Genomic DNA, 16,529 nt, shown 5'->3' with positions numbered 1-16,529 from the left:
GAAGATTCTGTAACCGCTGCAACGCCTAAACGTCACGGCATGGATTCTAGGGTCCACGCGGTACGCTTCGCTTCCCGCTCGCCCTAGAATGACGAACGTTGGGCCACCGTCGGCCATTTTACCGCGCTCCGCCCGCCCGGCGGAAATCGGAAGGCGACATGCCGGCGAGCTTGCGGAACGATTTGTTGAAGGCGCTGAGCGAGCCGAAGCCCGAGTCCATGGCGACCCTCAGCACATTGGCGTCCTCATGCATCAGCAGCGCCTGGGCGTAGCTCAACCGCAGCAGATTGACATATTCGTTGAGCGTCATGCCTGTCGATTTCTTGAACAGGCTCATGGCGTATTTCGGATGGATGTCGGCGGCAGCCGCGATGGTCACGCAGTCGACGTCGTAGAGGAAATTCTCGGCGATGAAATCGCACATGCGCCCGACATTGCGCGAGGACTGCTGGTCGAAGGCATTGCCGGCGCCTTGCCCGACCACCCTTTCCGGCACCAGCCGGTAAGGCTCGAAGCGCACCCGCTCGAGCCTCAAGAGCAGCTCGTTGACGGCGTGCTCGGCCCTCGCCGGATCGCCGGCGCGCGCATATTCGTTCCAGCGCCTGAAATTGTCGTTGTCCGACTGGTCGGTGGCGTTGGTCACCAATGTCGCGCCGGTCATTAGCCGATGGCGGATGTCGGCCGGCAGATGCAGGCGGAAGAAATGCACCAGCGGCAGATGCGCGCCGGCATAGACGGCGTCGTCGGAGAGATCGTCCATCTGGTGCGGCAGGCCGCCCCAGAACAGGCACATCTCGCCGGCCGAAAGCGAGATCTCGTGCTCGGCCATGCGGTAATGCACTGAGCCCTGCACGATGAAATTCACCTCGACCTGGGCGTGCCAGTGCGGCTTCAGCATCACCAACGGGTGGTTGTGGAACATCTGCAAAACAAGCGGCAGTCCTTCGACGCTGCTCGCCCCAGGCTGGTAGAATGGACGCCCCGGCATCTTACTTTCCGCCAACTTCTTATTCCCTCTGACGGCGACAAGCCTTCCGCGCCGCATAGTCTAGCCACGCTCACAGTGAGAGAGCAAATGAAATGGGAGGATTTCAATGCGCACTACACTGACCTGCGCCGCGCTTATGCTTGCCCTGGGTTCCGGCCCGGCGCTGGCGCAGTCCGGCGAGATCACTATCTGGAGCTGGAACATCGCCGCCTCGTCATTGAAGGCGACGGTCGAGGGCTTCAACAAGAAATACCCCGACATCAAGGTCACGGTTCAGGACCTCGGCAACCAGCCCACTTATGACAAATCGATCGCCGGCTGCGCCGCCGGCGGCGTCGGCCTGCCCGATATCGTCTCGATCGAGAACGGCGAGGCGGAGAATTACTGGAGCCAGTTCCCGGACTGCTTCGTCGACCTGCACACGCTGGGTTACACGGCAGAAGACCAGAAGAAATTCCCCGATTTCAAGCGCACCGAGCTCGAGGTCGGCGACAAGGCCTATGCCATGCCCTGGGATTCCGGCCCGGTGGCCGTCTTCTACCGCCGCGACTTCTACGAGAAGGCAGGCGTCGACCCGGCCTCGATCAAGACATGGGACGATTTCATCACCGCCGGCAAGAAGATCCAGGACGCCAATCCGGGCGTGACGATGACCAATGCCGATTTCAACGGCGACACCGAATTCTTCCGCATGATCTCCAACGAGCAGGGCTGCGCCTATTTCGCCGAGGATGGCCAGTCGATCACCGTGGCCGAGCCGAAATGCGTCGACGCCATGACCAAGGTCAAGGAGATGAAGGACGCCGGCATCGTGTCGTCGGCGGACTGGTCGACCAAGATCACCAACAACACCGCCGGCACCGTTGCCAGCCAGGTCTATGGCGGCTGGTATGAAGGCACGATCCGCACCGAATCGCCGAAGGAGAGCGGCAAATGGGGCGTCTACCTGATGCCGAGCCTGACCGCCGACGGCCCGCGCGCCGCCAATCTCGGCGGCTCGTCACTGGCCATCACCTCGGCCTCGAAGAACAAAGAAGCGGCTTACGCCTATCTGAAATACACGCTTGAGACCAATGACGGCCAGATCACCATGCTGAAGGATTTCGGCCTGGTGCCGTCGCTGATCTCGGCGCTCGACGATCCTTACGTGTCGCAGCCGCAGCCCTATTGGGGCGGCCAGGCGGTGTGGAAGGACATTCTGGCGACGCTGCCCAAGGTGGTGCCGAGCCGCGGAACGCAGTTCCAGAGCGACGCCGAGATCATCGTCCGCGCCGTGCAGACCAAATATCTGGCCAACGGCTATCCCGACGCCAAGGCCGCGCTCGACGACGCTGCCAAGCAGATCGCCGCCGCGACGGGTTTGCCGGTGAAGTAGAGCGCCACTTTGCCTTCTCCCCTTGTGGGAGAAGGTGGATTGGCGCGCAGCGCCAAGACGGATGAGGGGTGTTCCAGCGGAGTGAGACGTTGGCGTTCCCTGGAACACCCCTCATCCGGCCGCTTCGCGGCCACCTTCTCCCACAGGGGGAGAAGGGAAAGACAGAGAAAGGAGGAAGCCGATGCGCACCCAGAACGCCACCGCGTACCGCTTCCTCACGCCCTATCTTCTGATCTTCGCCATCTTCTGGATCTGGCCGATCATCTCTTCCTTCATCATCTCCTTCCAGGCGACGCGCACCGTGCCTTGGCGCTTCGCGCCGGCCTTCAACTGGGGCCGCCTGATCGGCGACCCCGCCTTCTACAATGCGCTGAAGAACACGCTGCTGATCCTGGTCATCCAGGTGCCGGTAATGATTGCGCTGGCGATCGTCATGGCGGTGCTTCTGAACTCGCCGCTGTTGAAGGCCCGCGGCCTCTACCGCTTTGCCTTTTTCGCCCCGGTCGTGGTTGGCGAGGTCGCCTATTCCGCCGTCTTCCGGTTGATGTTCAGCCTCGATTTCGGCATCGTCAACAAGCTCTTGAACAGCGTCGGCATCTCAAAGATCGACTGGTTCTCCAACGTCACGCCGGCCATGGCGCTGATCATGATCGCGGTGACCTGGCGCTGGGCCGGCTACAACGCCATCATCATCCTGGCCGGCCTGCAGTCGATCCCGGAAGACGTCTACGAGGCGGCGACGCTCGACCGCGTCAGCCGGGTGAAGCAGTTCTTTCACATCACCTTGCCGCTGCTGAAGCCGGTGATCGTCTTTTGCGCCGTGCTGTCGATCATCGGCACCATGCAGCTCTTCACCGAGCCGTTCCTGATCACCGAACGCGGCGGACCGGGCGGCGGCACCGAGACGCTCGGCCTGCTGCTCTACCGCCAGGGCTTCCGCTCGCTCAATTTCGGCTACGCCTCGGCCGTCGCCTACACCATGGCTGGGCTGGCCATCGCCATCACCCTGGTGCAGCTCTGGCTGATGAGGGAGCCGAAATGATCTCGCGCTCGCAAGCAAGGCTCGGGCGCGTCATTGCGCTGCATCTTTTCCTGACGCCGCTGGCGCTGGTCTGGCTGTTCCCGCTGTGGATGATGGTGGTGTTCTCCACCATGCCCGACAACGGCATCTTCAGCCCGGGCATCGAGCTCCTGCCGCATGACAATTTCCTCGACAATGTCGCCAACCTGCAGCGCGACACCAATTTCATCGGCGCCATCGGCATCTCGGTCTCGGTGGCGGTGACCTACACCATCCTTTCGGTGCTGCTGACCTCGATGGCCGGCTGGGCGCTGGCGCGCTACGAATTCCACGGCAAGGGCGCGGTGGTGGCCATCATCTTCGGCACCATCACGCTGCCGTACGCGGTGGTGCTCATCCCGCAATTCATCATGGTGGCGCGCGACTTCGCCTTGGCCAACACCTGGATCGCGCTGATCGTGCCGCCGCTGTTCAACTCGCTGGGCGTGCTCTTCATGCGCCAGGCCTTTTCGATGATGCCGGCCGAGCTGTTCGACGCGGCGCGCGTCGAAGGCGTCAAGGAATGGCGCATCTTCCTGTTCGTGGCGATGCCGCTGGCCCGCCCGATGCTGGCGGCGCTTGCGATTATCCTCTTCCTCGCCTCGTGGAACAACTACCTGTGGCCGCTGCTGATCAACAGCCAGCCGGGCGCGATGACGGCGCCGGTGGCGTTAGGCACGCTGATCGGCCTGACCAAGGTTTCGTGGGGCGGCATCATGGCCGGCGCCGTGATGCTGACGGTGCCGATGCTGATCGTCTTCGTGCTCTTGCAGCGCCATTTCATCGCCGGCATCGCCGCCGGCGCGGTCAAATAGGAGAGCGCGAAATGCCTCGCAGACTGGGACACAGAATGATCCAACCTAGCCATATCTCGCTCTGACATGGCGGCCGTCACCCTCACCAATGTCGTCAAACGCTTCGGCATCTTCGAAGTCGTCCACGGCGCCAACATCGACATCGCCGACGGCGAGTTCGTCGTCTTCGTCGGGCCCTCCGGCTGCGGCAAGTCCACGCTGCTGAGGATGATCGCCGGGCTGGAGGACATCAGCGGCGGCGACATCGCCATCGGCGGCAAGGTGATGAACGACGTCGAGCCGGCCGACCGCGGCATCGCCATGGTGTTCCAGTCCTACGCGCTCTACCCGCACATGACGGTCGAGCAGAACCTCTCCTTCGGCCTCAGGATGAACGGCAATCCGAAGGCCGACACAGAGCGCCGGGTCAGGAAAGCCGCCGAGATCCTGCGCATCGACGAATTGATGCAGCGGCGGCCGAAGCAGCTCTCCGGCGGCCAGCGCCAGCGCGTCGCCATCGGCCGCGCCATCGTGCGCGAGCCGCAGGTCTTCCTGTTCGACGAGCCGCTGTCGAACCTCGACGCCGAGCTCAGGGTCCAGATGCGGGTCGAGATCTCACGCCTGCACAAGGAGCTCGGTGTCACCATGATCTATGTGACGCATGACCAGACCGAGGCGATGACACTGGCCGACCGCATCGTCGTGCTCAAAGCCGGCAATGTCGAGCAGATCGGCGCACCGCTCGATCTCTATGACGACCCGGCCAACCGTTTCGTCGCCGGCTTCATCGGCTCGCCGAAGATGAATTTCCTCAGCGCCAAGGTCGTCGAAACGTCCAACAGCGCAGCCATCATCGAGCTCGCCCATCATGGCGGCGCCAGATTGCGCAAGCCGCTTTGCGAGACTTTTCCCGCCGTCGGCGCCGAGGTCGTGCTCGGCGTAAGGCCGGAGCATTTCTTCGAGGCCGGCGAGGGCGATTGCGACATCCCGGTCAAGGCCGACGTCGCCGAGCATCTGGGCTCCGTCAGCTATGTCTACGCCAATGCCGGACCCGAGGAGCTGATCGTCGAGCGCGAGGCCTCGCGCCAGCGCGCCAGCGGCGACCATTTCAAGGTCTCGATCAAGGCGGAACGGGCGCTGCTCTTCGACAAGGCAGGCTCGAGGATCCGCTGACCGGAAAATTTCTTTGCCGGCACGCCAGGCGTGGCGGCGACCCATGGAGAATTAGACATGACACCCTCACCCAAGAGAATTCGCTGGGGCATCCTCGGACCAGGCAGCATCGCGAAATCCTTTGCGGGCGGCGTGGCGGGGTCGCGCAACGGCGAGCTGGTGGCGCTCGGCGCCCGCAATCCCGCCAAGCCGGGCTTGGCCGAGACCTTTCCGGGCACGCGCGTCCTCGACGGCTATGAGGCGCTGCTTGCCGACACGCAAGTCGACGCCGTCTACATTTCGATCCCGCATCCGGGCCATGCCGAATGGGCGATCAAGGCGGCGGAAGCCGGCAAGCACGTCTTGTGCGAGAAGCCGCTGGCGCTGACCGCCTTCGAGGCCGACGCCATGATGCATGCGGCGCGCATGGCCGGCACGTTTCTCGGCGAGGCCTTCATGTACCGGCTGCACCCGCAGACGCTGCAATTGGTCGAGCTGATCAAGTCGGGCGCCATCGGCGAGGTGCGCATGATCAAGTCGAGCTTCGGCTTCGCCATGCCGGGCTTCATGCCGGAACATCGGCTCTACGCCAACGACATGGCCGGCGGCGGCATCCTCGATGTCGGCGGCTATCCGGTGTCGATGGCGCGGCTGATCGCCGGTGCGGCCGCGGGGCAGCCTTTCCTCGAGCCGGACAAGGTCGTCGGCGCCGCCCATCTCGGCCAATCGGGCGTCGACGAGTGGGCCTCGGCCCTGCTCACCTTCCCCAATGGCATCGTCGCCGAGATCTCCTGCAGCATCTCGCTCAACCAGGACAATGTGCTGCGCATTTTCGGCACCAAGGGTCAGATCGAGGTGCCCGATTTCTGGTTCGCCGGTGGCAACCGCGACGTCGGACCGGGCCGGATCGAGGTGATCCGGTCCGGGGCGGCTCGCGAGGTGATCAGCCTCGACGAGACCCGCCATGTCTATTCCTTCGAGGTCGATGCCGCCGGCGAAGCGATCCTGGCCGGACGGCAGGAGTTCGCCTGGCCGGGCATGGGCTGGGCCGACAGCCTCGGCACGCTGCGCGTGCTCGACAAATGGCGTGCCGCGGTCGGCCTGGAATATGACATCGAAACGCCGGCTAACCGCGTCAACACCCTCTCCGGCCGGCCGCTGCGGACCGATGGCAAGGCCATCGGCAAGCGCGCCATTCCCGGCCTGCCGCGCGCGGTGTCGCTGCTGGCGCTCGGCTTCGAGGATTTCCGCACCTTCTCCTCCGGCTCGATCCTGCTCGACGCCTATTTCGAGGCCGGCGGCAATCTGTTCGACACCGGCTATGTCTATGGCGCCGGCTACACCGAGACGCTGCTTGGCCAATGGCTGAAGAACCGCGGCGTGCGCGAGCAGTCGGTGATCATCGCCAAGGGCGCGCATTCGCCTCTTTGCTATCCCGATGTGATTGCGAAGCAGCTGGCGCAGTCGCTCGACCGGCTGCAGACCGACCATGTCGACATCTATTTCATGCATCGCGACAATCCGGACGTGCCGGTCGGCGAGTTCGTCGATGCGATGGACGCCGAGGCCAAGGCCGGCCGCATCCGCGGCCTGTTCGGCGGCTCCAACTGGACGATGGAGCGCATGGACGCAGCGATTGCCTATGCCGAAAAGAACGGCAAGCAGAAGCCCGGCGCGCTCTCCAACAATTTCTCGCTGGCTGAGATGCTGGAGCCGATCTGGCCCGGCTGCGTCACCTCTTCTACGGATGACTGGAAGGCCTGGCTGACGGCGAGGCAGATGCCGAACTTCGCTTGGTCGAGCCAAGGCCGCGGCTTCTTCACCGACCGCGCCGGCCGCGACCGCACCGACAATGAGGAGTTGGTGCGGGTCTGGTATTCGGAAAAGAATTTCGGCCGCCGCGACCGCGCCATCGAACTGGCACGCAAACTCGGCAAGAGCCCGATTCATGTCGCGCTCGCCTATGTCCTGGCGCAACCCTTCCCCTCGGTCCCGCTGATCGGCCCGCGCACGCTGGACGAGCTGGAGGACAGCCTTAGGGCGCTGGATATCAAGCTGACGCCGGAGGATGTGGCGTGGCTTGACGAGGGACCGGAGAGACGCAGGGCTTGATCGGAGAGGAAAAACAAACGCCTCATTCCTTCGCCCCCCTCTCTGCCCTGCCGGGCATCTCCCCCTCAAAGGGGGAGATTGGCAGCTTCGGCGCCTTGCTCATTAATGCAAAGTTGGCGATTAGCGAAATCCCGCGTGACATCTAATCTCCCCCCTTGAGGGGGAGATGTCCGGCAGGACAGAGGGGGGCGCCTCGCGCCCGCATCTCAACAGTTTCACCGATCCACCCGCGTCGACAGAATAATCGACGACGACGTCCGTTCCACGCCCTCCATCGCCCCGATCCGGTCGAGCAGCGCGTCGAGGTCGCGGATCGATGGCGCGTCGACGATGACGATCATGTCGAAATTGCCGCTCACCGAATGCACTGTCCGGACCGGCGGCATCGCGGCGAGACTGCGCACCACCTTGTCGGCGAGCTTCGGCGTCACGGTGAGCAGCACATGCGCCTTGACCAGCCCTTGCTCATAATCGGGCGATAGCCTCACACCATAGCCCGCGATGATGCCGCGCTGCTCCAGCCGCTCGATGCGGCTCTGCACCGTCGTGCGCGACACGCCGAGCTGTCTGGCCAGCTCGGCGGTCGAGGCGCGGGCGTTGGCGCGCAACAGTGTAAGCAGCGCCTGTTCGGCTTCACTGATCATTTCGACGAAACCTTTCGGCATATCGCTCAAACTTAAGCTTCATATTGCCAGATTCCACGCTTCCTTTCGACAGGCGAGCTGCGAAGATTCCCGCCAAATCGAAATCAGCATTGGCAGGGGATATGATCATGAAGAACATCGTTGTCGTCGGCGCCGGCAAGATCGGCTCGACCATAGCTGAAATGCTGAACGCCACAGGCGACTACCGCGTCACGCTGGTCGACCGCTCGGCCGCCCAGCTTGCCGCCGCCGAACTGCCGGCTGGCGTTGCGACGCAGGAGCTCGACATCACTGCCTCGGGTGAGCTCGAAAAAGTGCTCGCCGGCAAATTCGCCGTGCTGAGCGCCGCGCCCTTCCACCTCACCACCCGCATCGCCGAGGCGGCCGCCGCCACCGGCGTGCATTATCTCGACCTCACCGAGGACGTCGTCTCGACGCGCCGCGTCAAGGAGCTGGCGCCTGACGCCAAAAGCGCCTTCATCCCGCAATGCGGCCTGGCGCCGGGCTTCATCTCGATCGTCGCCAACGACCTCGCCAGCCGCTTCGACACGCTGGAAAGCGTGCGCATGCGCGTCGGCGCGCTGCCGCAATATCCGTCAAACGCGCTGAACTACAACCTCACCTGGAGCACCGACGGCGTCATCAACGAATATTGCGAGCCCTGCGAGGCGATCGTCGAGGGCGAGCTGATCGAGGTGCCGCCGCTGGAGGAGCGCGAGGAATTCTCGCTCGACGGCGTCACCTATGAGGCCTTCAACACCTCCGGCGGCCTGGGCACTTTGGCCGAGACGCTGAAGGGCAAGGTGCGAACGCTGAACTACCGCACCATCCGCTATCCCGGCCACGCCGCGATCATGAAGGCCTTGCTCAACGATCTGGGGCTCCGCCACCGCCGCGATGTGCTCAAGGACATTTTCGAGAGCGCCCTGCCGGCGACGCTGCAGGACGTGGTCATCGTCTTCGTCACCGTCTCGGGCCGCAGGAACGGGCGCCTGCTGCAGGAGACCTACGCCAACAAGATCTATTCGCAGCGCGTCGGCAACATCGTGCGCAGCGCCATCCAGATCACCACCGCATCCGGCATCTGCGCCGTGCTCGATATGCTGGCCGACGGCAGCCTGCCGGCGAAGGGTTTTGTCCGCCAGGAAGACATCGCCCTCGACGCCTTCCTCGCCAACCGCTTCGGCCGCGCCTATGCCCAGCACGAGATGGTAAGCCGGCTCGCGAGCTGAGGGGCGCCGTCTCCCCTTCCCCCCTTGTGGGGGAAGGTGTCGCCGAAGGCGACGGATGAGGGGTGGTCCAGGGAAAGCCAGCGTCTCACTCCGCTGGAACACCCCTCATCCGTCTCGGCGCTGCGCGCCGATCCACCTTCTCCCACAAGGGGAGAAGGAAGAAGCGCTCAAACATGCAGCGCGTGGCCCAGCGCCTTCAGCGCCGCTTCCTGAAAACCTTCGCCCTGCGTCGGATGTGCATGGATCGTGCCGGCGATGTCCTCCAGCCGCGCGCCCATCTCTAGCGCCAGGCCAAACGCCGCCGATAGTTCCGACACGCCCTGCCCGACCGCCTGGATGCCCAGGACCAGATGATTGTCCGCGCGTGCCACGACCCGCACGAAACCGTCCTCGCCCTGCCTGGTCATGGCGCGGCCATTGGCGGCGAACGGGAACTGGCCGATCTTGATCTCGCCGGCGAGCGCCTTCGCCTCCTCGGGTGACAGGCCGGCGGTGACCAGCTCCGGATCGGTGAAGCAGATCGCGGGGATGGCGCGCTTGTCCCAGCTTCTTTCGTGGCCAGCGACGATCTCGGCCACCATCTCGCCCTGCGCCATGGCGCGGTGCGCCAGCATCGGCTCGCCGGTGACATCGCCGATGGCAAAAATGCCGCGCATCGAGGTGCGGCACTGGTCGTCGATGCGGATGAATTTTCCCGCCCTGTCGAGGTCGATCTGCTCCAGCCCCCAGCCCTCGGTGAGCGGTTTGCGGCCTACCGTGACCAAGATCTTGTCGGCGGCGATCTTGGCGTTCTTGCCGTCGGCCGTCTCGACCAGCAGCGCGTCGCCCTTGGCCGACAGGCCTTTGGCCTTCGCCCCTGCCATGACCTCGACGCCAAGCTCGCCCAGCCGCTTCAGCACCGGCCGGGTGAGTTCGGCATCGTACTGCGCGAGCACGCGCGGCAGGGCTTCGAACACGGTGACCTTCGCGCCCATCCTGGCGAAGGCCATGCCCAGCTCGAGCCCGATATAGCCGCCGCCGACGACCGCGAGCTTCTTCGGCACTTCGCCGAGATCCAGCGCTTCGGTGGACGAGATCACCGGCCCGCCAAAGGGGAAGAACGGCAATTCTACCGGCGCCGAACCAGTGGCGATGACGACGGTCTCGGCGCGGATCACCTGGGTTCCGGTCTCGGTCTCGACCTCGACGGTCTTGCCGTCCCGGAAGGTTGCCCAACCATGCACGGTCTTCACCCTGGCCTTCTTCAGCAATCCGGTCACGCCGCTGTTGAGCCGGCTAACGATCCCGTCCTTCCAGCTGACAGTTTTCGCAAGATCGAGCGTCGGCGTGCCGACCTTGATGCCCAGCGGATCCTTGCCGCCGGCCATATGCGCGACCTTCTCGAACGCCTCCGCCGCATGGATCAGCGCCTTGGACGGGATGCAGCCGACATTGAGACAGGTGCCGCCCGGCTTGCCGGCTTCGACGATGACGGTATCGACGCCAAGCTGGCCGGCACGGATGGCGCAGACATAACCGCCCGGCCCCGCGCCGATGACGAGCAGCTTGCAGGAGATTTCTTTCATGACAGCTGTCCTCTCGGCGATGGCCGGCGCGCGCCTTGCCTTCCCCCCCTTGTGGGGGAAGGTGGATCGGCGCGTCAGCGCCGAGACGGATGAGGGGTGTTCCAGCGGAGTGAGACGCTGATGTTTGAGCGGAGTGAAGCGTCGGCATTCACTGAAGCACCCCTCATCCGTCGCCTGCGGCGACACCTTCTCCCACAAGGGGAGAAGGGGGAGCCCGCATTTCGGCGCGGCGACGTTCGAGATCAACCCCATCCCCCTCAATCCACGAAAATCAGCGCCGGCGTCTCCAGCAGCGCCTTGATGCGCTGCACGAACACCGCGGCGTCCCAGCCGTCGATGACGCGATGGTCGAAGCTCGACGACAGGTTCATCATCTTGCGCGGGATGAACTGTGTGCCGTCCCACACCGGCCGCACCATCATCTTGTTGACGCCGACGATCGCCACCTCCGGATAGTTGATGACCGGCGTCGTCGCCACGCCGCCCATGGCACCGAGCGAGGTGATGGTGATGGTCGAGCCGGAAAGCTCCTCGCGGCTCGCCGTGCCGGCCTTGGCCGCATCGGCCAGCCGGTTGACTTCCGCAGCACTATCCCACAGGTCGCGCGCCTCGGCATGTTTCACCACCGGCACCACCAGCCCGTTGGGCGTCTGCGCGGCGATGCCGATATGGATGCCTTCATGCCGGTGGATGATGCCGGCATCGTCGTCGAACAAGGCGTTGAGGTTCGGCTGCTCGCCGATCGCCTTGACCATCGCCCGCATCAGGAAAGGCAACAGCGTCAGCTTCGGGCGATCGGCGCGCTTCTCCTTGTTGAGCGTGGCGCGCAAGTCTTCCAATGCCGTGACGTCGATCTCCTCGACATAGGTGATATGCGGGATGCGCGATTTGGCGAGCGCCATCTTTTCCGCGATCTTGCGCCTGAGACCAACGACCTTGATGTCCTCGACGCCGTCCTTCCGGGCAAGTCCGGTGGCGCGGGCGACTTGCGGGCCGCGCGCCACGAACGCGTCGATGTCCTCATGGCTGATGCGCCCGGCCGGGCCGCTGCCCGCAACCTGGCGAAGATCGATGCCGGCTTCCTTGGCGCGCAGGCGGACGGCGGGCGAAGCCAGCGGCTTCTCGCCTTCCGCGCGCGGCGCGCCCGAAAGGCTGGGCATGGCGCGATCCTTTTTAGCGCCGTCATCCTCGGGCTTGTCCCGAGGATCTACGGACCTCCCGGTATCGGTCCCGGCATGGGGGACGGCAGGTCCTCGGGACAAGCCCGAGGATGACGGCGCCAGATTGGGCGATGTCGGCGCCGGGCCCGAGGACGGGCGAGCCGCCGCATCGTCAGGCGTACCCTCCGCTGTAACGTCCGCAAGCGTCGAGTCTGCCTTCACATTGCCTTCGCCGGCCACCTTCAGCCGCACGATCGGCGAGCCGATCGCCACCGTGTCGCCGATCTCGGCGCCGAGCCAGAGAATCTCGCCGTCGACCGGCGAGGGGATCTCGACGGTTGCCTTGTCGGTCATGACGGCGGCGAGAACCGTGTCCTCGCGCACGAGGTCGCCGACCTTGACGTGCCACTCGACAAGCTCGGCCTCGGCGACGCCTTCGCCGACATCGGGAAGCTTGATAACGTGCTCGCCCATCTCAGGCCTCCCCCACTCTAAGCTTCCAATGTTTCGACGAGCGCGCGCCCGACCCGCGCCGGGCCGGGGAAATAGTCCCATTCCTGCGCATGCGGATAGGGCGTGTCCCAGCCGGCGACCCGCGCCACCGGCGCTTCCAGATGGTAGAAGCAGTTCTCCTGCACCAGCGCGGCCAGCTCGGCGCCGAAGCCGGAGGTCAGCGTCGCCTCGTGCACGACGACGCAGCGCCCGGTCTTCTTCACCGAGGCGACGATCGCCTCCAGGTCGAGCGGCAGCAGCGTCCTGAGATCGATCACCTCGGCGTCGATGCCGGTCTCCTCGGCCGCGGCCTGCGCGACATAGACCATCGTGCCATAGGCAAGCACCGTGACCGCCGATCCCGGCCTGCGGATCGCCGCCTTGCCCAGCGGGATCGTGTAATGGCCGTCGGCGACCTCGCCCAGCTCATGCTTCGACCACGGCGTCACCGGCTTGTCGTGGTGGCCGTCGAACGGGCCGTTGTAGAGCCGCTTCGGCTCGAGGAAGATCACCGGGTCCGGGTCCTCGATCGCCGCGATCAGCAGACCCTTGGCGTCGTGCGGATTGGACGGCACGATCACCTTCAGGCCCGAGACATGCGTGAACAGCGCTTCGGGGCTCTGGCTGTGCGTCTGGCCGCCGAAGATGCCGCCGCCGGTCGGCATGCGCACCACGATCGGGCAGGTGAAGTCGCCGTTGGAGCGATAGCGCAGCCGCGCCGCCTCCGAGACGATCTGGTCGTAAGCCGGATAAACATAATCGGCGAATTGCACTTCGACGCAGGGTTTCAGCCCATAGGCGGCCATACCGATGGCCGAGCCGACGATGCCGGATTCGCTGATCGGCGCGTCGAAGCAGCGGCTCTTGCCGTATTTGGCCTGCAGGCCCTGCGTGGCGCGGAAGACGCCGCCGAAGAAGCCGACATCCTCGCCATAGACGATGACTTGGCTGTCGCGCCCCATCGACACGTCCATGGCGTCACGGATCGCCTCGATCATCGTGCGTCTCGGCATGGTCAGACCCCCGCCTGCTGGCGCTGGCGCCTGAGATGCGGCGGCATCTCGGCATAGACGCCCTCGAACATGTCGCGTGTCGACGGCTTGCCGCCGGCATGCAGCGTGCCGTGGCTTTCGGCCTCCTTCTGCGCCGCGATCACCGTTTCGAGGATCTCGGCCTCCGCCTGGGTGTGGCGCTCCTCCGACCAGACTTGCTTGTGGATGAGGTGGTTCTTCAGCCGGATCACCGGATCGCCGAGCGGCCAGGCATCGGATTCCGCCTTCGGCCGGTAGGCAGACGGATCGTCCGAGCTCGAATGCGCGCCGGCGCGGTAGGTGACATATTCGACCAGCGTCGGCCCGAGATTCTTTCGCGCCCGCTCCGCCGCCCACTTCGCCACGGCATGCACGGCGAGATAGTCGTTGCCGTCGACGCGCAGCGACGGAATCCCGAAGCCGAGCCCGCGCGCGGCGAATGTGCCGGAGCCGCCGCGCGCGATGCCCTGGAAGGTCGAGATCGCCCACTGGTTGTTGACGACGTTGAGAATGACCGGCGCCTTGTAGGTCGAGGCGAAGACCAGCGCGGAATGGAAGTCGGACTCCGCCGTCGAGCCGTCGCCGATCCACGCTGCCGCAATCCTGGAATCATTGGAGATCGCCGAGGCCATCGCCCAGCCGACCGCCTGGATATACTGTGTGGCCAGATTGCCGGAGATCGAGAAGAAGCCGTGCTCCTTCGACGAATACATGATCGGCAGCTGCCGGCCCTTCAGCGGATCGGCCTCGTTGGAGTAGATCTGGTTCATCATGGTGACCATCGGATAGCCGTCGGCGATCAAAAGGCCGGCTTGCCGATAGGTCGGGAAATTCATGTCGCCGGGCGCCAGCGCCTTGCGGAAAGCGCAGCTCACCGCCTCTTCGCCCAGATGCTGCATGTAGAAGGAGGTCTTGCCCTGGCGCTGCGCCATCTGCATGCGCGCGTCGAAGGTCCTCAGCGTCATCATATGGCGCAGGCCTTCGAGCAGCTCCTCGTCCGAAAGCAGCCCGGCCCAAGGCCCGACCGCTTCACCGGCGCGGTTCAGCACCCGGATGATGGAGAAAGCCATGTCGCGGATGCTGCGCGGATCGACCTCGATCTCCGGACGCGGCACCGAGCCCGCCTTGGGAATGGTCACATTCGAGAAATCCGGCGTGCCGCCGGGCCGCACCTCGGGCTCGGGCACATGGAAGCGCAACAATCCAGCGTCGGCCATGAGCTCACATCCTCCAATGTTGCCGGTGCGATATTTGCACATCCGCGCGGCCAGACCAGTGCCAATTCGCCGGGCCTGGCCACGGCCTTCCTCCCGGGCCGTCAGGTCGGCTGAACAATGCGGCACGCAGGCGCCAAGATGCAGATATGGCGGCGAAATTTCTTGTCGATCTTTTTGCGCGGCGCGCAATTTGGCGGAAGTCTGCGGGGGGATTGCCGCCAGAAAATGCGATTGGGAGGCGGACCCGGGCGCGGCCTTCCCCTTCTCCCCTTGTGGGAGAAGGTGGATCGGCGCGATAGCGTCGAGACGGATGAGGGGTGTTCCAGCGGAGTGAGGCGCCGGCTTTCCCTGGAGCACCCCTCATCCGGCCGCTTCGCGGCCACCTTCTCCCACAAGGGGAGAAGGGAAGACTCTGGTTCCGTCACCCCGCCCCGTGCTAACTCACCCCGCATGGCACAGAAGAAAGGATACGAGGTCGATTCGTGGCTGGCGAAGCCGGATCCGGCCATGGGAATCGTCCTGCTTTACGGCCCCGACCGCGGCCTTGTCGCCGAGCGGGCGAAAACCTTCGCCGCGAAAACCGGGCTGCCGCTCGACGACCCCTTCTCGGTCGTCAGGCTGGACGGCGCCGAAGTCGACCGCGACGAAGGCCGCCTGCTCGACGAAGCGCGCACGGTGCCGATGTTTTCCGACCGGCGGCTGCTTTGGGTGCGCAATGCCAGCGGCCAGAAGGCGCTGGCCGACGACATCAAGGCGCTGACCGCCGAGCCCGCGCGCGACGCGATCATCCTCATCGAAGCCGGCGACCTGAAGAAAGGCACGGGCCTCAGGGCCATCGTCGAGGCCGCCGGCAACGCCATTGCCTTGCCTTGCTATGCCGACGAGGCCCGCGACCTGGATTCGGTGATCGACGACGAATTGCGCAAGGCCGGCATGTCGATGACCTTGGACGCCAGGCAAGCGCTGCGCCGCAACCTCGGCGGCGACCGCCTCGCCTCGCGCGGCGAGATCGAGAAGCTGGTGCTCTATGCGCATGGCCGGAAGGAAATCGGCATCGACGACGTCAACGCGCTGTCGGGCGACGTCTCCGGCGCTTCCTTCGATGCCGCGGTCGACGCCATGCTGGACGGCAAGGTCGGCGATTTCGACATCGCCTTCAACCGCCACTGCCAATCGGGCGGCCATCCCTTCCTGGTGCTGTCCTCGGCGATGCGGCAATTGCAGGCGATCCAGCTGATGCGCGCTCAGATGGAGACCGGCGGCCGCAACGCCGCCTCGGTCGTCGCCGGCGCCCGCCCCCCGGTGTTCTTCTCGCGCCGCAAGCTGGTGGAAAAGACGCTCGAGCGCTGGAACGTCGAGGCGCTCGCACGTGCGCTCGGCCGGCTGCAGACGGCGGTGCTGCAGACCCGCAAGCGCCCGGACCTGTCGGAAGCGCTGGCACGGCAGGCGCTGCTTGGCATTGCGATCGAGAGCGCGAGGCTGGGGCAAAGGTAAACGCCGGCTATTGGCGACGGCCGGGGCGACAGCTGACCTCCCTCCTTGTAGGAGATGGCCGGTCTTCCCTCCGGGAGCTGCAGCGCAGCTGCTGCGAAGGGCGGGCAGGCCAGTGGGCGCTGTCCCGCCGATCCGACTTCGTCATGTATGGACGGCCCCTTTTGGGCAAGAGGCAAAATGGCGGCAGCGGCGTAAGTCTGGAGCGGTCATGTA

General features: G+C 65.0%; 13 protein-coding genes. 7 read left to right on the top strand and 6 right to left on the bottom strand.

What is annotated here, in order from left to right; all coding sequences use genetic code 11:
- Positions 1-118 precede the first annotated feature (118 nt).
- A complete protein-coding gene (locus tag FJW05_RS25210) occupies positions 119-988 on the bottom strand; it encodes a helix-turn-helix domain-containing protein (protein ID WP_140636591.1) in 870 nt (289 codons plus the stop codon).
- 106 nt (positions 989-1,094) lie between these two features.
- Between FJW05_RS25210 and FJW05_RS25205 the strand changes: the two genes are divergently transcribed.
- The 5 genes from FJW05_RS25205 to FJW05_RS25185 all read left to right on the top strand — a co-directional run bounded on the left by FJW05_RS25205 (position 1,095) and on the right by FJW05_RS25185 (position 7,481).
- Positions 1,095-2,363, top strand: coding sequence for an ABC transporter substrate-binding protein (locus FJW05_RS25205; RefSeq protein WP_140546520.1), 1,269 nt, complete (start codon positions 1,095-1,097; stop codon positions 2,361-2,363).
- A 181-nt stretch (positions 2,364-2,544) separates the two neighbouring features.
- Positions 2,545-3,405: a sugar ABC transporter permease gene (locus tag FJW05_RS25200; protein WP_140546521.1), complete on the top strand. Its 861-nt coding sequence runs from the start codon at positions 2,545-2,547 to the stop codon at positions 3,403-3,405.
- Positions 3,402-4,238 carry a carbohydrate ABC transporter permease gene (locus FJW05_RS25195; protein ID WP_140636589.1) on the top strand — a complete coding sequence of 279 codons (837 nt, stop codon included), beginning with the start codon at positions 3,402-3,404 and terminating at the stop codon, positions 4,236-4,238. Before FJW05_RS25200 ends, FJW05_RS25195 begins: the two co-directional genes overlap by 4 nt.
- A 66-nt stretch (positions 4,239-4,304) precedes the next feature.
- Entirely contained in the window at positions 4,305-5,390 is a 1,086-nt protein-coding gene (ugpC, locus tag FJW05_RS25190; RefSeq protein ID WP_140636587.1) for a sn-glycerol-3-phosphate ABC transporter ATP-binding protein UgpC, read from the top strand.
- 57 nt (positions 5,391-5,447) lie between these two features.
- Positions 5,448-7,481: an aldo/keto reductase gene (locus tag FJW05_RS25185; RefSeq protein ID WP_140636585.1), complete on the top strand. Its 2,034-nt coding sequence runs from the start codon at positions 5,448-5,450 to the stop codon at positions 7,479-7,481.
- Between the two features lie 215 nt (positions 7,482-7,696).
- Here the strand turns inward: FJW05_RS25185 and FJW05_RS25175 are convergent, their stop codons facing one another.
- Positions 7,697-8,125, bottom strand: a complete 429-nt coding sequence (locus FJW05_RS25175) for an Lrp/AsnC family transcriptional regulator (RefSeq protein WP_140636583.1) — start codon at positions 8,123-8,125, stop codon at positions 7,697-7,699.
- 128 nt (positions 8,126-8,253) lie between these two features.
- Here FJW05_RS25175 and FJW05_RS25170 point away from each other — a divergent pair, with 128 nt between their 5' ends.
- Complete coding sequence (locus FJW05_RS25170) at positions 8,254-9,357, top strand: saccharopine dehydrogenase family protein (RefSeq protein WP_140636581.1); 1,104 nt, start codon at positions 8,254-8,256, stop codon at positions 9,355-9,357.
- Positions 9,358-9,524: 167 nt separating this feature from the next.
- Here FJW05_RS25170 and lpdA read toward each other — a convergent pair whose 3' ends face one another.
- The 4 genes from lpdA to FJW05_RS25150 form a co-directional block, all read right to left on the bottom strand.
- The gene (gene lpdA, locus FJW05_RS25165) at positions 9,525-10,922 is read right to left on the bottom strand and encodes a dihydrolipoyl dehydrogenase (RefSeq protein ID WP_140636579.1); all 1,398 of its coding nucleotides are present in this window, start codon (positions 10,920-10,922) and stop codon (positions 9,525-9,527) included.
- 257 nt (positions 10,923-11,179) lie between these two features.
- Entirely contained in the window at positions 11,180-12,556 is a 1,377-nt protein-coding gene (locus tag FJW05_RS25160; RefSeq protein WP_140636577.1) for a dihydrolipoamide acetyltransferase family protein, read from the bottom strand.
- 17 nt (positions 12,557-12,573) lie between these two features.
- Entirely contained in the window at positions 12,574-13,587 is a 1,014-nt protein-coding gene (locus FJW05_RS25155; protein WP_140636575.1) for an alpha-ketoacid dehydrogenase subunit beta, read from the bottom strand.
- Positions 13,588-13,589: 2 nt separating this feature from the next.
- On the bottom strand, positions 13,590-14,822 hold the full coding sequence (locus FJW05_RS25150; RefSeq protein ID WP_140636573.1) for a 3-methyl-2-oxobutanoate dehydrogenase (2-methylpropanoyl-transferring) subunit alpha: 1,233 nt from the start codon (positions 14,820-14,822) through the stop codon (positions 13,590-13,592).
- Positions 14,823-15,272: 450 nt separating this feature from the next.
- Here FJW05_RS25150 and holA point away from each other — a divergent pair, with 450 nt between their 5' ends.
- Positions 15,273-16,316 carry a DNA polymerase III subunit delta gene (gene holA / locus FJW05_RS25145; RefSeq protein ID WP_140636571.1) on the top strand — a complete coding sequence of 348 codons (1,044 nt, stop codon included), beginning with the start codon at positions 15,273-15,275 and terminating at the stop codon, positions 16,314-16,316.
- The last annotated feature ends 213 nt before the right edge of the window (positions 16,317-16,529 follow it).

It is taken from the genome of Mesorhizobium sp. B2-9-1, from assembly GCF_006439455.1.
GTDB lineage: Bacteria > Pseudomonadota > Alphaproteobacteria > Rhizobiales > Rhizobiaceae > Mesorhizobium.
Note: the sequence above shows the minus strand (reverse complement) of the source record. Positions and strands in the feature narration are given on the sequence as shown.